The 16,254-nt window shown below is 69.2% G+C and carries 13 protein-coding genes; 4 read left to right on the top strand and 9 right to left on the bottom strand.

Translation table 11 applies throughout. From position 1 onward, the window contains the following. Positions 1-8: 8 nt before the first annotated feature. Entirely contained in the window at positions 9-1,424 is a 1,416-nt protein-coding gene (locus G406_RS0135060) for an APC family permease (RefSeq protein WP_028937440.1), read from the bottom strand. Positions 1,425-1,530: 106 nt separating this feature from the next. Between G406_RS0135060 and G406_RS55305 the strand changes: the two genes are divergently transcribed. The 3 genes from G406_RS55305 to G406_RS0135045 all read left to right on the top strand — a co-directional run bounded on the left by G406_RS55305 (position 1,531) and on the right by G406_RS0135045 (position 6,146). Beyond that, positions 1,531-3,387 (top strand): AAA family ATPase, encoded by a 1,857-nt coding sequence (locus tag G406_RS55305; RefSeq protein WP_064743132.1) that lies wholly within the window; start codon positions 1,531-1,533, stop codon positions 3,385-3,387. Between the two features lie 442 nt (positions 3,388-3,829). Further along, positions 3,830-5,014, top strand: coding sequence for a carboxylate--amine ligase (locus G406_RS0135050; protein ID WP_028937439.1), 1,185 nt, complete (start codon positions 3,830-3,832; stop codon positions 5,012-5,014). A 340-nt stretch (positions 5,015-5,354) separates the two neighbouring features. Beyond that, positions 5,355-6,146, top strand: coding sequence for a metallophosphoesterase family protein (locus G406_RS0135045; RefSeq protein ID WP_084216615.1), 792 nt, complete (start codon positions 5,355-5,357; stop codon positions 6,144-6,146). Positions 6,147-6,322: 176 nt separating this feature from the next. Here the strand turns inward: G406_RS0135045 and G406_RS0135040 are convergent, their stop codons facing one another. Together G406_RS0135040 and G406_RS0135035 are read right to left on the bottom strand one after the other, a co-directional pair. Continuing rightward, positions 6,323-7,594: a nucleotide sugar dehydrogenase gene (locus tag G406_RS0135040; RefSeq protein WP_028937437.1), complete on the bottom strand. Its 1,272-nt coding sequence runs from the start codon at positions 7,592-7,594 to the stop codon at positions 6,323-6,325. A 42-nt stretch (positions 7,595-7,636) separates the two neighbouring features. Continuing rightward, the gene (locus tag G406_RS0135035; RefSeq protein ID WP_028937436.1) at positions 7,637-8,473 is read right to left on the bottom strand and encodes a lipid II:glycine glycyltransferase FemX; all 837 of its coding nucleotides are present in this window, start codon (positions 8,471-8,473) and stop codon (positions 7,637-7,639) included. 367 nt (positions 8,474-8,840) lie between these two features. Here G406_RS0135035 and G406_RS0135025 point away from each other — a divergent pair, with 367 nt between their 5' ends. Continuing rightward, positions 8,841-9,923: a right-handed parallel beta-helix repeat-containing protein gene (locus G406_RS0135025; protein WP_028937435.1), complete on the top strand. Its 1,083-nt coding sequence runs from the start codon at positions 8,841-8,843 to the stop codon at positions 9,921-9,923. Here G406_RS0135025 and G406_RS0135020 read toward each other — a convergent pair. The 6 genes from G406_RS0135020 to murJ form a co-directional block, all read right to left on the bottom strand. Then, positions 9,917-10,129: a hypothetical protein gene (locus G406_RS0135020; RefSeq protein WP_028937434.1), complete on the bottom strand. Its 213-nt coding sequence runs from the start codon at positions 10,127-10,129 to the stop codon at positions 9,917-9,919. The two genes, G406_RS0135025 and G406_RS0135020, sit on opposite strands and share 7 nt — an antisense overlap. 104 nt (positions 10,130-10,233) lie before the next feature. Then, positions 10,234-11,346, bottom strand: coding sequence for a lipid II:glycine glycyltransferase FemX (locus G406_RS0135015; protein ID WP_037080203.1), 1,113 nt, complete (start codon positions 11,344-11,346; stop codon positions 10,234-10,236). A 189-nt stretch (positions 11,347-11,535) separates the two neighbouring features. Then, entirely contained in the window at positions 11,536-12,516 is a 981-nt protein-coding gene (locus tag G406_RS0135010) for a glycosyl transferase family 28 (protein ID WP_028937432.1), read from the bottom strand. Continuing rightward, the gene (locus G406_RS51830; RefSeq protein ID WP_051343111.1) at positions 12,513-13,175 is read right to left on the bottom strand and encodes a sugar transferase; all 663 of its coding nucleotides are present in this window, start codon (positions 13,173-13,175) and stop codon (positions 12,513-12,515) included. Before G406_RS51830 ends, G406_RS0135010 begins: the two co-directional genes overlap by 4 nt. After that, positions 13,156-14,628: a hypothetical protein gene (locus tag G406_RS51825; RefSeq protein WP_051343110.1), complete on the bottom strand. Its 1,473-nt coding sequence runs from the start codon at positions 14,626-14,628 to the stop codon at positions 13,156-13,158. Before G406_RS51825 ends, G406_RS51830 begins: the two co-directional genes overlap by 20 nt. Next, positions 14,625-16,250, bottom strand: coding sequence for a murein biosynthesis integral membrane protein MurJ (gene murJ, locus G406_RS0134995; protein WP_028937431.1), 1,626 nt, complete (start codon positions 16,248-16,250; stop codon positions 14,625-14,627). The genes G406_RS51825 and murJ overlap by 4 nt, the downstream gene beginning before the upstream one ends. Positions 16,251-16,254: the final 4 nt, after the last annotated feature.

The raw sequence follows: 16,254 nt of genomic DNA, 5'->3' as shown, positions 1-16,254 counted from the left end.
GGGAGACTCTACGACGGCTCACCTGAGGACTCGTCACCGACGCCGGACAGTCTCGGCGTACGTCCGGTGGCGGTGAACGCGACCAGGACGACCACCCCGACGGCCAGCCACGCGAAGCCAAGGACCTGCGCCGCGACCTTCGCGTTGATCACCACGTACAGCAGGATCGCGAAGCCCAGCACCGGGCAGACGAGGTGGCGGAACCAGTCGCGGCTGCGCTGTCGCACGACGAAGTGCACCACGACCGAGACGTGCAGGACCAGGAACGCGGTCATCGCGCCGAAGTTGACCAGGCTGCTCATCAGCGTGATGCCGTCGTCCCGGGTGGTCAGGTAGGCGCCGAGCACCAGCGAGACGACCGCGACCAGCAGCGTCGCGTTGACCGGCACCCGCCGGGTCGGGTGCACGACGGCCAGGAAGCGGGGCAGCTGACGGTCCCTGGCCATCGCGTACAGCAGCCGCGAGGTCGCCGCCTGCGCGACGAGCGAGTTGGCGAAACCCCAGGCGATCGCGGTGGTCAACGCGGTGAGCCCAGCCAGCCAGCCGCCGCCCGCGACACGCGCGGCGTCGTAGAACGCGGTACCCGCCGGGTCGCCGTCCTTGCGCAGGACCGCCGGGTCGGGGACCAGCAGCGACGCCACCCAGGTCTGGACGATGAACAGCAGCCCGGCCAGCAGCAGCGCCGCGATCATCGCCTTGCCGAGCGACCGCACCGACCCCTGGTTCTCCTCGGCCAGCATCGAGATGCCGTCGAACCCCAGGAAGGACAGCACCGCGATGGACACCGCGCCGAACACGACCGGCCAGGAGAAGGTGCCCGCGTTGAACAGCGGCGTCCAGTCGAACCCTCGGCCCCTGCCCTGGGCCAGCGCAACGATCCCGACCACGAGGAAGATCGCCAGCACGATCAGCTCACCGACGAGCATGACCTTGTTGACCCGCGCGGTCATCTCGATGCCCAGGTAGTTGACGACCGTGTTGAGCACGATGAACAGGACCAGCCACACCCACACCGGCACTGCCGGGACCAGCAGGTTCATCGCCACGCCCGCCACCAGGTAGAGCAGCGCGGGCACCAGGACGTAGTCCAGGATGATCACCCAGCCGGCCAGGAACCCGACCGGCGCCGCGATACCCCGGCCCGCGTAGGTGTACACCGAACCGGCCATCGGGAAGGCGCGCGACATCTGGGCGTAGGAGTTGGCGGTGAACATCATCGCCACCATGCCCACCAGGTAGGCCAGCGCGACCATGCCGCCGGACCCGGCGAAGACACTGCCGAAGATGCCGAACGGCGCGATCGGCACCATGAAGATCAGGCCGTAGACGAGCAGGTCACCGAATCGCAGCGAGCGTTTGAGCTCCTGCCGGTACCCGAACCGCTCGACCCCGTCCACCGAGCTCTCCGCCGCCGACTCAGTCATGTGCTCTCCCTCACCCGCAGAGAAATGAGGGTACTTAACAGCGCGTTGATAGTCTCTAATCAGTCTTAAATATGCTGGCTGTCCGACGACGTCGTTGGAGGGGTTCGTGGGTTCCGCACCACCCATCATCGGGTTGCGCCGGGAGCGCGAGGTGCTGACCGTGGCGCTCGCCACCGGGCGGCACGTCGTCATCGAGGGGCCGCCGGGTACCGGCAAGTCCACCCTGCTGCGCTCCATCGCCCGCGACGCCGGACAGGACGTGGTGTTCGTCGAGGGCAACGCGGAGCTCACCCCGGCTCGGCTCATCGGCGCGTTCGACCCGTCCCAGGTGCTCGCCGAGGGCTACGACCCGGCCAGTTTCATGGACGGTCCGCTGCTCACCGCGATGCGCGGCGGCGGCCTGCTGTACCTGGAGGAGCTGAACCGGGTTCCCGAGGAGACACTCAACGTCCTGATCACCGTGCTCACCGAGGGTGAGATCGCGGTCCCTCGGCTGGGCACCGTGTACGCGGGCAAGCGGTTCCGGCTGATCGCGGCGATGAACCCGTTCGACGCGGTGGGCACGGCCAGGGTCAGCCAGGCGATCGCGGACCGCATGTGCCGGGTGGTCCTCGGTTACCAGGACGAGCCGGCCGAGCGGTCCATCACGACCGCGATGACCGGTGTGAACGGCTCCGTCGTCGAGCTGTCCGTGGGGCTGACCAGGGCCACCAGGGAACACCGCGACGTGCGCATGGGCTCCTCGGTGCGTGGTGCCATCGACCTCGTTCACCTCATCACCGGGCTGCGTGAGCTGCGCGAGGAGCCGAAGCTGGCCCGCGACACCGCCAGGGACGCGGCCTATGCGGCGCTGTCCGGGCGCATCCGGGTGGCCGACGGCGTCGACCGTACCGCCGAGTCGATCATCGACGAGCTGCTCGACGGACTGTGGCCCTCGGACGCCGACGAGCTCCCGGACAGCGAGGACTCCCCGGACCGGGACGAGCAACCCTCGGGCGGCCAGGGAAAAGGTGACGGCCTGCCTCCCGGCGCCCCGGAGGCAGGCTCGCAGCCCAGATCGCGGCCGAAGCGCGACCAGTCAGCCCGTACCCACAGCAGGGTCGAGCTGGCCTCCCGGCACGAGGCGTTCGACCAGGTCTCGCCGGAGGCCGGACAGCTCGACGAGGACGCGTTCGCGGCCGCGATGGCGCGGGACCAGGACGCCGCCGCGGCTCTGCTGGCCGACCTGGCCAGGGCGAGCGACCGGGAACTGCGGGCAGCCGCCCGGCGACTCGCCGGACGGGTGTTCATCCAGCTGGGCCGGACCGGACCGGCACGGTCGCGGGGAACACGCAAGATCGGGCCGCGCCGAGGTGGGGAAGGCGACCTCGACCTGGACCGCACGTTGGACCGCTGGTCGGGTGGCTGGCCGCCGAGGGGTGAAGACCTCGTGGTCTCGTCGTGGACGGCGCACCGCAGGGCCGTCTGCCTGCTGGTGGACAGCAGCGGTTCGATGAGCGGGCTCGCCGTGGCGCTGGCCGCGGTCGCGGCGGCGGGTGTCGTGCTGGCCGCCGACCGGCGGCTCGAACCGAGCGTGCTCGCGTTCGGTGAGGACGTCCAGGTGCTCGGACCGCAGGGGGTGCACCGGCCCGCCGAAGACCTGGTGGCCGACCTCGTGGGTCTGCGCGGGCACGGCAGGACCGACATCGCGGCGGCGCTGCGCGAGGCGGGGCGTCAGCTCGCCGGCGCGGCCGCCGACGAACGCATCGTGGTGCTGCTGAGCGACTGCCTGCACACGTCCGGACCGGAACCCGCGACGGCGCTGGCCGGGATCGACCGACTGCACGTCCTGTGCCCGCTGCCCTCGGACGAGGCCACCCGAACGGCCAGCGCGCTGGCCACCGCCGGAGGCGGGCAGTACCAGCCGGTGCACCGGCTGACCGACATCGCGCCGGCGCTGAGCCGAGTCCTGGCGATGAGCTGATTATCACCCACGGTAGTCAACTGTGGGTGAGGTGAACCCTACGATCGTGGTGTTTGCCGCTCAGCTGCCGTCACACCGTGGATTGAGAACTACACGCGTGTCATTTCCTGAGAGAAACATGGGGCCGATCGGGTCTTTTGCGTGCGAGTGCAACTATTTCTGCTGGTCGGAGGCGCTTCCACCTGAGAGGCGAGCCGGGCACTCCGATGTGTGCACGCCACTCCGGGTGGGTCCATGCAGGTCAGCCGTGCGGGTGGTCCCTACGGGCCGATCAAGCCCCCCGGTCCCGTCCATCAGGGTGTCGCTGCGTAACGTCATGGGCTCCGCACGCGGGTAACGGTATGGAGACATTTGCCGGTCGTATGGGCGCATCCGACCGGCGGACGGGGGCAAGTTCGTGGTTCTTGGTCGCACCGCAGCCGAGGCGAGTAGTCGCACCGAGGTGGCTGCTGACCAATCGGCACCGACCGCCCTGGTGCTGGGCGGTGGAGCTGTCGAGGTCATCCGTTCGCTGCAGCTCGCCGGTATCCCGACCGCCGTCGTCTCGACCCCGAGCGACCCGTCGAAGCACTCGACCTATGCCCGGTCGATCTTCACCTGGGACTGGTCCCAGGAGCTCGACAAGCATGACGAAGCACTCGCCGACCGGCTCGTCGCCTGGGCACTGACCCAGCCGAAGGCGCCCGTCATCTTCTACAGCTCCGACCAGGCGCTGATCTTCGTCTCCCGGCACCGCGACCGCCTGTCCAGGGGATTCCGGTTCGCCATCCCCGACGCCGACCTCGTCGAAGCCATGGTCGACAAGGGCCTGTTCGCCAACCTCGCGGACCGGATGTCCCTGCCGGTCCCGGCCACCAAGCTCATCTCGCCGGAGCAGGCGGCCGCCGGCGTGCCCGACCTCTCCGACCTCGGCTACCCGCTCATCATCAAGCCGGAACGCCGCGACCGGTCCTGGCGGGACATCAAGGACACCGACGAGATCAAGGTCAAGGCACTGGTCGTCGAGTCGGCGGAGCGGCTGCGCGAGATGTGGCCGACCGTCGCCACCCTCGGGCACACCCTCGTCGCACAGCAGTACGTCCTCGGCGCGGAGAGCGAGATCGAGAGCTACCACGTCTACGCCGACGAGACCGGCGAGATCATCGCCGAGTTCACCGGCAAGAAGATCCGGACCTACCCGGTGTCCTGCGGTTTCACCACCGCGCTCGCCATCACCGACGTTCCCGACGTGCTCAACATGGGCCGCAAGCTGACCGAGCAGCTCGACCTGCGCGGCATCGCCAAGTTCGACTTCAAACGATCACCGGACGGCGAGCTGCTGCTGTTCGAGATCAACGCACGGACCAGCCTGTGGAACCACCCCGGCGCACGGGCCGGGGTCAACATCCCCGCCGTCGTGTACGCCGACCTGACCGGACGCCCCCGCCCGGTCATGGCCGCGCATCCCCGTCCGGTCACCTGGGTGCACCCCAAGGACATCCTCGCCGCCAGGGCGAGCGGCGAGTCGATGCGCAGCTGGGCGTGGTTCGCGCTGCGCTCCCAGGCCAAGGCGTTCTGGAACTGGCGCGACCCGGGCCCCTTCCTGGGCATGGCGATCTCCCGAGCGCGCAGCGGCGACTTCACCTGATTGTCTGGCTGTTTTTTTTGGGCCTGTTTCGCGCGGAGTTTTTCTGTGACCACCCCGGCTCGCGTAAACGCTCGCTGGGGTACTCCCAGAAAAACAAGCCGACTTCGTCGGCCGAGCGCGCGCTTGGGGCCGGCTGGGGAGCCGCCGATTAAGTCGGCGACATTGGTTGCGGACAATCACTGCCCGGCCTTCGCCGGAGCTTCTTCGGAGACTCGCGGAGCGGGCTTTGCTGTTGTTGGGCTGTGCTGCCTTCGCCGGAGCTTCTTCGGAGACTCGCGGAGCGGGCTTTGCTGTTGCTGGGTTGTGCGGTGTGCGCCGGTGAGGAGAGGGGTCATGTCCTGTGCGGTATGGGGTGCTGTCGGATGTTCATGGAAATCTTCCGGCTCTTCGGGCGGCTGTGGCGCGGCTTCGCTTCGAGGGGGTTGACCGGTGGTTGTGTGCCGGTGACATCGTCGACTACGGGCCGCAGCCCAACGAGTGTGTTGCCGAGATCGCCGCTCTTGACCCGGTGTGTATCGCGGGCAACCACGAGCTGGTGGCGCTCGACGAGCTGCCCAGCGATCGGTTCAGCTGGCGGGCCCGTCAGGCGTTGGAGTGGACCCGCACCGCGCTGAGCGAGGACTCCCGCCGGTATCTCACTGCTCTGCCCCGGATCGCATCGCTGCCGGGGCTCGTGATGGCGCACGGGTCGCTCGCCGATCCTGAGGAGTACATCCGGACCGAGGCGCACGCCCAGGCGCAGCTGGAGCAGCTGGGGCGCGAGCACGCTGATGCACGCGTGCTGGTCCTGGGCCACACGCACCGCTCCTTGTTGTACGGCTCCACCTCAGGACTGTTGGACGTGTCCTACACCGAGGCCATGCCGTTCGCGGCGGGGGAGCGCTACGTCGTCAACCCGGGCTCGGTGGGCCAGTCCCGGGACCGGGAACGGCAGCCGCGTGCCAGGTTCGCGCTGCTGGAGCTCCCGGACGATGGCCCGGGCAGCGTGCGGTTCTTCGCCGAGCACTACGACCACGGCGCGGTGACCGAAGCGCTGCGCGCGGCCCGGCTGCCCAAGGACAGCGTGCACGTCCGGCCGGGCAAGGTGGCCAGCATCCGCCGCAGGATCCGCCGCCTCCTCACCCCAGGCTGAGACCTGCCCGCGAGTCGGGATTCTCAGCACCCCGAGTCGGGCGTTCCAGCACACCGATCGCTAGGACGAGGTGTGCTGACGTCCCCGACTCGCTGTGCTCAGACGCCCGACTCGCGGAAGTGGCGGGCGCACACTCCGTGCGAGTCGGGCACGCCGGGCGAGTGGAGCCTCGCGGCTTAGAGCCGGTCCACGTCCTTGGACTTCAGGCGGTTGCGGGTGTCCAGGACCTTGCCCGCGTGGCGCTCCAGCAGGTCCCAGTCGACCGTGTCGTGGTCGGTCAGCACGATGACCAGGTCGGCGTCGGTGACCTCGGCCTCGGAGCCTTCGACGATCTGGATACCGGCCGGCACGTGGTCGGCGGGGATCAGCGGGTCGACCGCGCGCAGGTTCGCGCCAAGGTCGGCCAGCCGGTTGGCCACCGCGATCGCGGGGGACTCACGGGCGTCGCCCGAGTTCGGCTTGTACGCCAGCCCGATCAGCAGGATCGACGCGCCGTTGACGGCCTTGCGTGCCTTGTTCAGGTTCGAGGTGACGCGCGTGACCACGTAGTCGGGCATGTGGTCGTTGACGTCGTTGGCGATCTCGACGAACCGGAAGTTACGCCCCAGGGTGCGGCGCACCTGCCAGGACAGGTACGACGGGTCGATCGGCAGGCAGTGCCCGCCGACGCCGGGACCGGGGGTGAACTTCATGAAACCGAACGGCTTGCTCGCGGCCGCGTCGATGACCGACCACACGTCGATGCCGAGTCCGTCGCAGTACATCGCCAGCTCGTTGACCAGCGCGATGTTGACGTGCCGGAACGTGTTCTCCAGCAGCTTCGCCAGCTCCGCCTCGCGCGTGCCGCTCACCGGGACGACCTTGTCGACCAGTGCCGCGAAGAACTCCGACACCGCGTCCAACGACGCCTCGTCGATACCGGAGACGATCTTCGGGGTGTTCTGCAGGCCGTACACCGGGTCGCCCGGGTTGATCCGCTCCGGGCTGAAGCCGACCTTGAAGTCGGTGCCGGCGCGCAGCGAGCTACCCGCCTCCAGGCGGGGCACCACGACCTCCTCGGTCGTGCCAGGGTAGGTCGTCGACTCGAGGATCACACAGCAGCCGGGCCGCACGTGCGGAGCCAGCGTGTCGGAGGCCTTCTCGATGTAGGACAGGTCCGGCGCGCCGTCCCGCAGCGGCGTGGGCACCGAGATGACCGCGACGTCGAAGCCGGCCAGGTCCTCCGGGGCGTAGGTCGCGGTGTACCGGCCGGTGGCCAGCGCCGAGGCGATCTCGTCGTCGGTGATGTCGTCGATGAAGGTCTTACCGCTGCGCAGCCGCTCGACCTTGTCCTTGGCCACGTCGAAACCGACGACGTCGAAGCCGACCTGCACGGCGCGCATCGCGACCGGCAACCCGACGTAGCCCTGGCCGAGGATGACCACCCGGCCGCGTCCGTCCTGCGTCATTGATGGAACCCCTCTGGTCTGTGAGCTGGAATCAGGTGTGTGTCAGCAGAAATGCCGGTAGAGCAGCGCGCCGGCCTGCGTGCTGATGTCGTCCGGTACCGATTCCTCGGTGAACAACCTGGTCAGCTCGCCGAGCATGGCACCGACCTCGGTCTTCGGGATCGGGTCCGGGCCGCCGCGCAGGGTGACCACCCGGCGCTCCACGCTGGCCCATTTGCGCTTGAAGGACACCAGCCCGGGCTGGTCGAGGTCCGAGATGCCCAGGTCGATGCTGGTCAGACCCCTGGACAGCGCAAGCTTGCACGCGGCCCAGTACAACGCGTCGTTCGGCCGCATCGGCAGGTACTCCGACAGCGAGGCACCGAACTTGTAGTACAGCGTGTCGCCCCACACCAGGTACATGGCGCCCGCGACGACCTCGCCGTCGACCTCCGCGAGCAGCGTGACGACCGCGTCGTCGGCGGAGAACTGCTGCCAGATCCGCTCGAAGAACTCGCGGGGCTGGGCGAGCAGCCGGTACTTGTTCTTCCGTAGCCCCACGTGGAGCTTGTGGAACGCGTGCACCGCGTCGATCTCGGTGCTCGCCACGACCTGGACCTTGTTGCGGTCCGCCGCCTTCAGGTTGCGCCGTGACGTCGAGCTGATGCGTTTGTACAGCTCCTCCTCGGTGCAGTCGAGGGGGATGCCGTGCCACGCGGCCTCACCGACCTGGCGCAGCCGAGGGTCGCTGACCGCAGCGTTGTCCGAGAAACACCGCCCGGTGAACGGCGTGTTCGTGGCCAGCATGTCGTCGATCAGCCCGTCCCACCCGCCCGGTGCGGTCACGATCGGATCCGCCCGGTCGCAGAACGGCAGGCTGGAGATGCGCTCGCCGCGCATGTCCGAGATGGTGATCCAGGAGAATCCGCCGACCGGCTCGCCGTCGTCGGAAACGGAGATCCTCGCCTCGGGGGTGAAGTCGTAGCTTTCGCAGACGGCTCGGATCCACGGCGGAGAGGTGAACAGGCCACCGGCGGGCCCACTGGCCAGCTGGTGCCACCTCGAATCCGTGCGGGGATCGACCGGGTGAATCGCGTTGACGGTGCTCTCCTGAAGTCGGCTCTGGTGACGGACCGCTCACCGGGGCGGAATCGGGGCCGATAACAGCCGTGAGCAGCTCTCTCCCACGATACCTCGCGTCGAAACAGCGCTACTGTCGCGGGCGCGAGGAGCAGGTTCGAGTGATCGGTGAGGCGGTGTCGCGCGGGTGATCCGGAAGGTCGGACTGGTAGTGGTGCTGGTGAGCGTGCTGTCCGGGTGCGCGGGCACGGTGGAGAGCGGCGCGGCGGATCCCGGAGGCGGGGTCTCGGGGCCGCGCCCGATCCCACCCGCGCAGAACGCCCTGCCACCGGGCGGCTGCGCCACCACCGTCGGTGACCCGGCGGCCGCCCAGCACGCCCTCGACGCGGCTCGGCCCGGCGACCAGGTCTGTCTGAGCGGTCCGGAGCTGTCCTCCGCCGCGCTGAAGGTCACCAGAGGCGGCACACCGGCCGCGCCGGTGCGGGTGCTGTCCGACGGTGCGTCGGTCCTGGGCATCGACGTGCGCGCCGACCACGTCGTCGTGGCGGGGTTCACCATCCGCGACGGTGAGGGGCTGACCCTCAACGGGGCGGCGCTCAACGCGCACCACAACAACGTGCTGAACGCTCGGATGAACGGCATCAGCTGCATGTGTTCCGACACGGTCATCGACTCGAACGTGGTGGACGGCACGGACGGCACGGGCATCCGGGTCGAGGGCGACCGGATCACCATCGCGCACAACCAGGTCAGCGGGTCGGTGCGGCGCGCGGCGTCGGATGCCGACGGCGTGCGGTTCTTCGGCACCGACATCCGGATCAACGACAACACCGTACGGGACATCTCCGGGAAGGGCTATCCGGCCGACGGGGCGCCGCACACCGACTGCTTCCAGACCTACGACTCGGACGTCCCGCCGACCTACGGCGTCGTCATCTCCGGCAACCGGTGCCAGCAGGTCGACCAGCAGTGTCTGATCGCCACCGGCGAGCGGGCCAACCCCGGTGTGCCGGACGGCGTGCGGGCGATCGTCTTCGAGAACAACCTGTGTGACGTCGGCGGGTCACGGGCGATCGCCGTCGAGAACTATCCGCACGTCGAGATCCGGGGCAACACGATCAGCGGGCCGAACCTGCAGCGGGGTATCCAGCTGTCCTCCGGATCGGTCGACAGCGCCGTGCTGGACAACGTACTGGTGGGGGACAAGGCGGTCGTCGAGGCCGATCAGGTCTCACAGCCGGTGACCGCGAGCGGCAACCGCAATCAGTAGCTGTCCGGAGTGGTGCGCTGCGCCGGGACCATCGCCGCGACCGGGGTCAGCTGCCGGGGAGCGAAGTCGCCGAGGATCGCGTCGAGCGAACCGAGCTGTTCGGATGTCGAGGGCTGACGGGCGGACGCCACGGGGCGCCACGCGTCCAACCTCAGCTCACTGATCGCCGAGGCAGTCCGGGATGTCGTCGGGCCGTGTTGGAACATGGTCGACCACCTCCGTTTCGAGTGCGGCGACCCTTGCGGCCGCCGACATACCTCTTATCGTTCGTTTACCGTTCGGCGTTTCATCCGGCCCGCTCGGCGTCGATTCAAGCCCGCTTGGCGTGCCCGGTCCGCAGCACGGCCTTGGCGAGCTCGAGCGCGCGCCGGCCGGCAGGCCAGCGGCGGGACACGTCGTACAGTGCGCGCACCAGCCGCGAGGAGATGATCTCGACGGCGGGAGGGTAGTGGTACAGCTCGCCGCCGAAGCTGGCCTTGAACCGGTCGACGCCGCGAACCTCACCGCGTCCGCCGCCGCCCGACAGCACGGCGGCCGCCTCGGCGCCGACGCCGCCGAAGTCGAACCAGCGCACGCCGCTGTTCTTCGCCCAGTTGATGGCGTGCCACTGCACCGCGGCGGGCACGTTGCACTTCGAGGCCGCGTCGTCGCGGTTCATCCCGGCGAAACGCAGCTTCAGGACACCGGCGCAGCGGGTGAACAGGGCAGCGGCCACCGCGACGCCGTCCAGCTCGCCGACGAACAGCACGGCGTCGTCGCCGAGCTCGCGGTACAGCGTCTCCAGGTAGCCGAGGCCGACGGCGGCGAACCCCTGGTGCTCACCGGTGTCGGCGACCAGCTCGGCCAGCAGCGGCAGGTCGGCCCCGGTGCCGGTGCGGACGGTGACCCCACGCGCCTCCCACCGGTTAGTCCAGGTACGCAGGCGCTTGCTCAACCCGCCGCGCAGGGTGGCGACGTCCTGGCTCAGGTCCAGGCGCAGGGTCCTGCCGGGGGCGATGTCCGCATCGGAGGTGCGGAATCCTCTCGCAAGGAGGGCGCCGCTGACCTGTTCCGCGCCCGAAGGCGGCTGGATGAACAGCATCCGCAGCCGGCCGCCGAGTTCGGTGAGCGCATCGACGAGGGCCGTACGGACGCCTGAGTGGTCGGTGTAGGGCTCCGCGAGCAGCGGGCCGCACGGAATGTAGCCAACCGTCCCGAAGAGCGGCAGCGACCGCTCCAGGACCTGCGCGCCGCCCGCCAGCTCGCCGCCGACGTAGACCTGGACGTAATGCGCGGTGAAACCCACGGTGCCGCGCAGCGTCGCCCAGGCGGGCAACTGCGCCACGTCGCCGCCGATCGAGCTGGAGACGAGGTCGGCCCATGCCGGGTCCGGGGTGTCGCCGACGTGCACGGAGACGGCCGGTGCGATAGCTGAGAGGTTCACAGCACCAAGGCTAGGAACGCTACCTATGCGTTCCCTATGTACGGGATATCGAGAGTGGTGTTCCCGGTGGGCACTGTGCGCACCTTCGTGCTGCGTCGCACATGTCCGGACGTGTGCGACGCAGCACGTACGTGTGCAGAGTCGCCGGCGGCGCCCCATCGGACTCAGCCGTCACGGCTCGTAGTGCCGCTAGAAGAGCTCGAAGGGGGGTGGCGTGTCCGTTTTGACCACGTTTGTGTCCAACGTGGCGAGCAGGTCCTCGACCGTCAGGTCGGCTGGGTCGGGGATCGTTGCCGCCAGGCCCCTGCGGACCAGCTCGGCCGCCAGGTCCTGCTGGTGGTCGTCGCCCGCCTCGCCGAAGCGTTCCTTGCGCAGGGCCATCAGTGGGAAGCGGCCGCCGTCGAGCACGGCCATCGCCGAGCCGGTGCCCGCGTGGGCGACCACGAAGTCGGCCTCGGCCAGTGCCGCGTTCAGCTCGGCGGCGGGCAGGAACGGGCGCGGGGTGATGTCCAGGCCGTCGACCGGTGTGCAGCCGGTCTGCCACAGGACCTCCACCGGACGTTCGGTGGCCTTGCTGAGCGGGCCGTCCTCCGCGAACAGCGCCGCGAGTGGCTCGATCAGGCGACGGAACGGGAACTCGGCGGCGGTACCCACGGTAACCACAACCTTCACCACGTCACCGAGCGTGCGCGGCTCGCCGTGGCGCTCCGGGCGGTACACGTCGAAGCTGCTGCCGCCGTAGTGCCAGCCCGGGTCGTCCCAGTGCGGGTACTGCGTGTGGGTGTGCACGCCGGGGACCTTGCGCAGCAGCTTGCCGGTCGACGACGCGCCGGTCACCCTCGCCGCGCTCTCGATGTAGTGGCACTCGACGCCGCGCGCCGCCAGGTACGGCAGGTAGGCCAGCGCGATGCCGGAACCGGTCGAGATGGCGCGGGTGATCTTGCGCTGGGAGTACAGCTTGTGCGCGTGTGGCACGGCCTTCAACACCCCGGGAACGGAGTGGAAGCCGATGTACGGCACGTACTCGACGTCCCGGCCGGCGAGCAGCGAGGTGCTCTGTTCGTTGGAGTGCGTGACCCAGACCGAGTCGGGATCCTGCGGAATGCGTCGGGAGAGGCCGTCGAGCTGGGCCAGATGGCCACCGGTGGTGGCCACGAACAGGGTGGTCATCGAGCTCCGTTATCGCGCAGCATGGAGGGCACGGTGCGCGCCAGAATGGAAATGTCACTGAAGATGTTACGGGTCCGCACGTAGGTCAGGTCGAGGTGCAGCATCTCCAGCGTGCTCATCGTGGAGCGGCCGCTGACCTGCCACAGACCGGTCAGGCCGGGACGGACCTCGAAGCGGGCCTGGAACTCGGCCGGGAACATCCGGGCCTCCCACTCCAGGCACGGGCGCGGACCCACGAGCGACATGTCGCCGAACAGCACGTTGATCAGCTGCGGGAGCTCGTCGAGACTGGTCTTGCGCAGGAACGCCCCGATCGGCGTGACCCGAGGGTCGCCGTCGAGCTTGTAGCTGCCGTCCACCGAGGTGTCCTCGCCGCGCAGCTCCGCCGCGATCAGCTCCCGCAACATCTCGTCACCGACGCCGGTGCGCATGGTGCGGAACTTGTACATCGTGAACGACCTGCCGCCGTAGCCCACCCGCTGTTGCTGGAACAGGGCCGGGCCCACGCTGGTCCACCGGATCATCAAGCCGATGACGATCATCGGGATGGCCAGGACCAACAGTCCGAGGCCGGACGCCACAAGGTCCAGAGCGCGTCGGGCGACCGACTCCCATGTGGCTGCCTCAGGCAGCGCAGAGTCAAGTCCGACGTCGGGCATCGATCCCTCCAACGGTGATCGCCAGCAACGTGAAGATCAAATCTCCGGTGCCGCGCAGCTGAAGATGCGGGTCAATAAGAGTAAGAACGAGCAAGAAGAGCCAAACGATTTCCAAACTTGACGCACACGCACCGAAGGCACCCGGATGGCGGATTGCGGGGCGTACTGTGCGTAACACCCTGAGAGAAAGCCAAATGAACGCCGCGAGCAGCGGAATGCCGCCGGTCCAGAGGAACCAGAGGATCCCGGACTCCAGGTAGATGATCTCCCGCCAGACCTCGTGCGCCTCGACCACGGTGTTCGGCGAGACCCCCAGGAACAGGGTCGTCCAGTCGAAGTGCGGCAGGTACATGTAGGCGAGGTTGTCTATTCGGCCCAGCCAGCTCTCCGGCAGGATGCCGCCGAACTCACCCAGGCTCTCGAACCGCCCCAGGAACGCCGGGGCGCCGATCACCAGCGCCACCCCGCCCAGCGGCGCGAAGCGCTTCGCCTGGCGTCTCAGGTCCGGGAACCGCCAGGCGAGCAGCACCAGCCCGACGACGGCCGCGATCCAGGTGGAGAACTGCCCGGCGGCGAACACCCCGGTGCCGAGGATCATCGCCAGGATGAGCCGTTCACGGCGACCGAGCAGACCCCTGGCCACGCAGCACATCACCAGGATCAGGCTGATCATGATGACGTCGCCGGCCGCGATGGGGGAGCCGAGCGTCGCGCTGCCCCGCTCGGACAGTTCACTGGCCGACTCGAGGCTGGCGCCCTCCTCGCCGTTCCAGAACGTCTCCAGCAGCGCGATGACCGGGCTGAACTTCAACGTCTGCAGCGTGGCGATCAGCGCGACCGCGGCACCCGGCCAGACGATCAGCCGGATCACCCGCAGCGTCTCGTCCTCGGTCTTGACCGTGTAGCGGACCAGGAAGTAGACCGCGACGAGCTTCGGGAACGGCAGCGTCGCGGCGTACTCGGCGCCGGTCGGGACCTGACCGCGCAGCAGGAGCGAGGCCAGCGGCCACACGGTCGCCATCAGCAGGAAGACGGCGAGCGGGATGTCCACGGCCGGCATGAACCGGGGCCGGATGTCGTCGTTGCGGACGAACCGCAGGAACGCGCCGATGACCGCGCCGGCGACCACCACGGCGAGCAGCGCCTCGTTCGGCCGGATCAGCGGGATCACGGTGTCCCGGTCGATGCCGGCGATGATCGGCAGCGTGCCCAGGTACAGGTAGACGGCGAAGATCGGGTAGAGCCCGGAGAGCACCCCGACCAGGAGCCCGAGCAGACCACCGACGAAGCCGTAGGCGATGGCCGGACCGATGGCGGCGCCGAGGACCGACGCGGCGACCGTGCCCATCACGGCCAGCGCGATGATCCGGTTCGAGTCCCTGGTCTCCTTGGCCTTACGCGCGGCCTCTGCCGAGGCGACTCGTACGGCGGCCGGCGAGGCCGTCTGGGTCATACCTGCTCCGCGGTGACTTTGAGCCCGATGTAGCGCACAACCACAAAGAACACTCCGAGGGTCACCGCACCGCAGCCCAGTAGCAAGACCATTTCCATCAGGCGCTCAGGATCGAGCAGCCGCAGCAGCCAGTGACCGACCGCGATGACCGGCAGCATCGACACCGTCGCCAGCCCGAGGGTCAGCAGGTGACGGGACGTGGTGAACGCCTCCGGGCGGATGGACGCGCGGACGCGCACCATGACGGTGATCGCCGAGGCCGCCTCACCGGCGAGGACCGCCACCAGCAGACCGGCGAGCCGGGTGCCGTCCGGTGGCAGCAGCAGCGTGCTGAACGCCACCACGATGCCGACGAACAGGCCGATGAAGCTGGCGATCCTCGGGCCGTGGTCGTCGAGGCGGGAGAACAGCGCCTGTCTGCCGAAGTCGTGGATACCGCCGGCGAGCTGGGCGAACGCGGTGACCGCGAGGCAACCGGCGAGCTCGGCGATCAGGTTGGCCTCGCGCAGCTCGCCGTTGGCGAGCAGGTTCGCCGTCGGCGAGGCGAACGCGGCGAGCAGGCACAGCGCGGGCAGCCCGGCGAGCATGGCGAAGAACAGGCCCTGGCGCCAGGCGATGCCGAACCGGCGGGTGTCACCGGACGCCGAGGCCTCGGCCAGCCGGGGCAGCGCCGCCATGGACACCGCACGGGTGCCGAGGAAGGACAGCGCGTAGTAGACCTGGTAGGCCAGCTGCACCACCCAGACGCCACCGCCGCCGGCCGTGACGGCGATCGCGGTCAGCGTGTAGTTCGTCACCGAGGGGCACGCCGCGACCGGGATGGACCGCAGCACCCTGCGCACACCGTCACGGGCCTCCGGGTCCTGCTTCCAGCCGCGCCCCGGCATCGTCAGCAGGCCGACCTTGTGCACCCCGTACATCTGCAGCGCCAGGTGGAACAGGACCGAGATCGTCGTGCCGGCACCGAGCATGATCATCATGCCGATCGGTGCGTTGTCGACCTCGAGGCCGGTGCCGTAGATCCAGCAGGTCAGCAGAACAGTGATGATCGTGCCGACGTTCTCGGCGGCGGGCGCGGCGGCGGCGAGGCCGAACCGGCCGTTCGCCTGCTGCGCCGCGACGCCGAGCGCGCACGCCCCGTAGAGGACGACCTGCGGCGCGACGAACAGGATCAGGATGATCGTCAGGATCCAGGCCCGGTGCCGCAGCGGCTCGGGAATGCCGGCGGTGAAGCTCCAGGCCACCAGCGGTGACAGCAGCATCAGCGTGCCCGCGCCGGTCGCCGCGACCCCGAGGATCCGGCCGCCCATGCGGCTGAGCACTTCCTTGGCCCGGTCGACCCCGACGTGGTCCAGCGCGCGGACGATGGTCGGGATCAGCACCATCGCCAGGATCGGGCCGGCGATCGTGGAGTGGATCGTGTTCGGCAGTACGTAGCCGGCCTGGAAGATGTCCGCGAAGTGCGTCGGTCCCATCAGGGCGCCGATCACCAGCACGCGCAGCAGCCCGGCGACCCGGCTCAGCAGGGTCCAGACCACCACGGTGAGCGAGTTCTTCGCGGTGTTCTCCCGGCCGGCCCGGACAGCCTCCGCGTCGTGCGGTGCATGGGTCGGTTCGGCCATTGGG

Source organism: Actinospineispora spinosispora DSM 44797, from assembly GCF_000429025.1.
Lineage (GTDB): Bacteria > Actinomycetota > Actinomycetes > Mycobacteriales > Pseudonocardiaceae > Pseudonocardia > Pseudonocardia spinosispora.
Note: the sequence above shows the minus strand (reverse complement) of the source record. Positions and strands in the feature narration are given on the sequence as shown.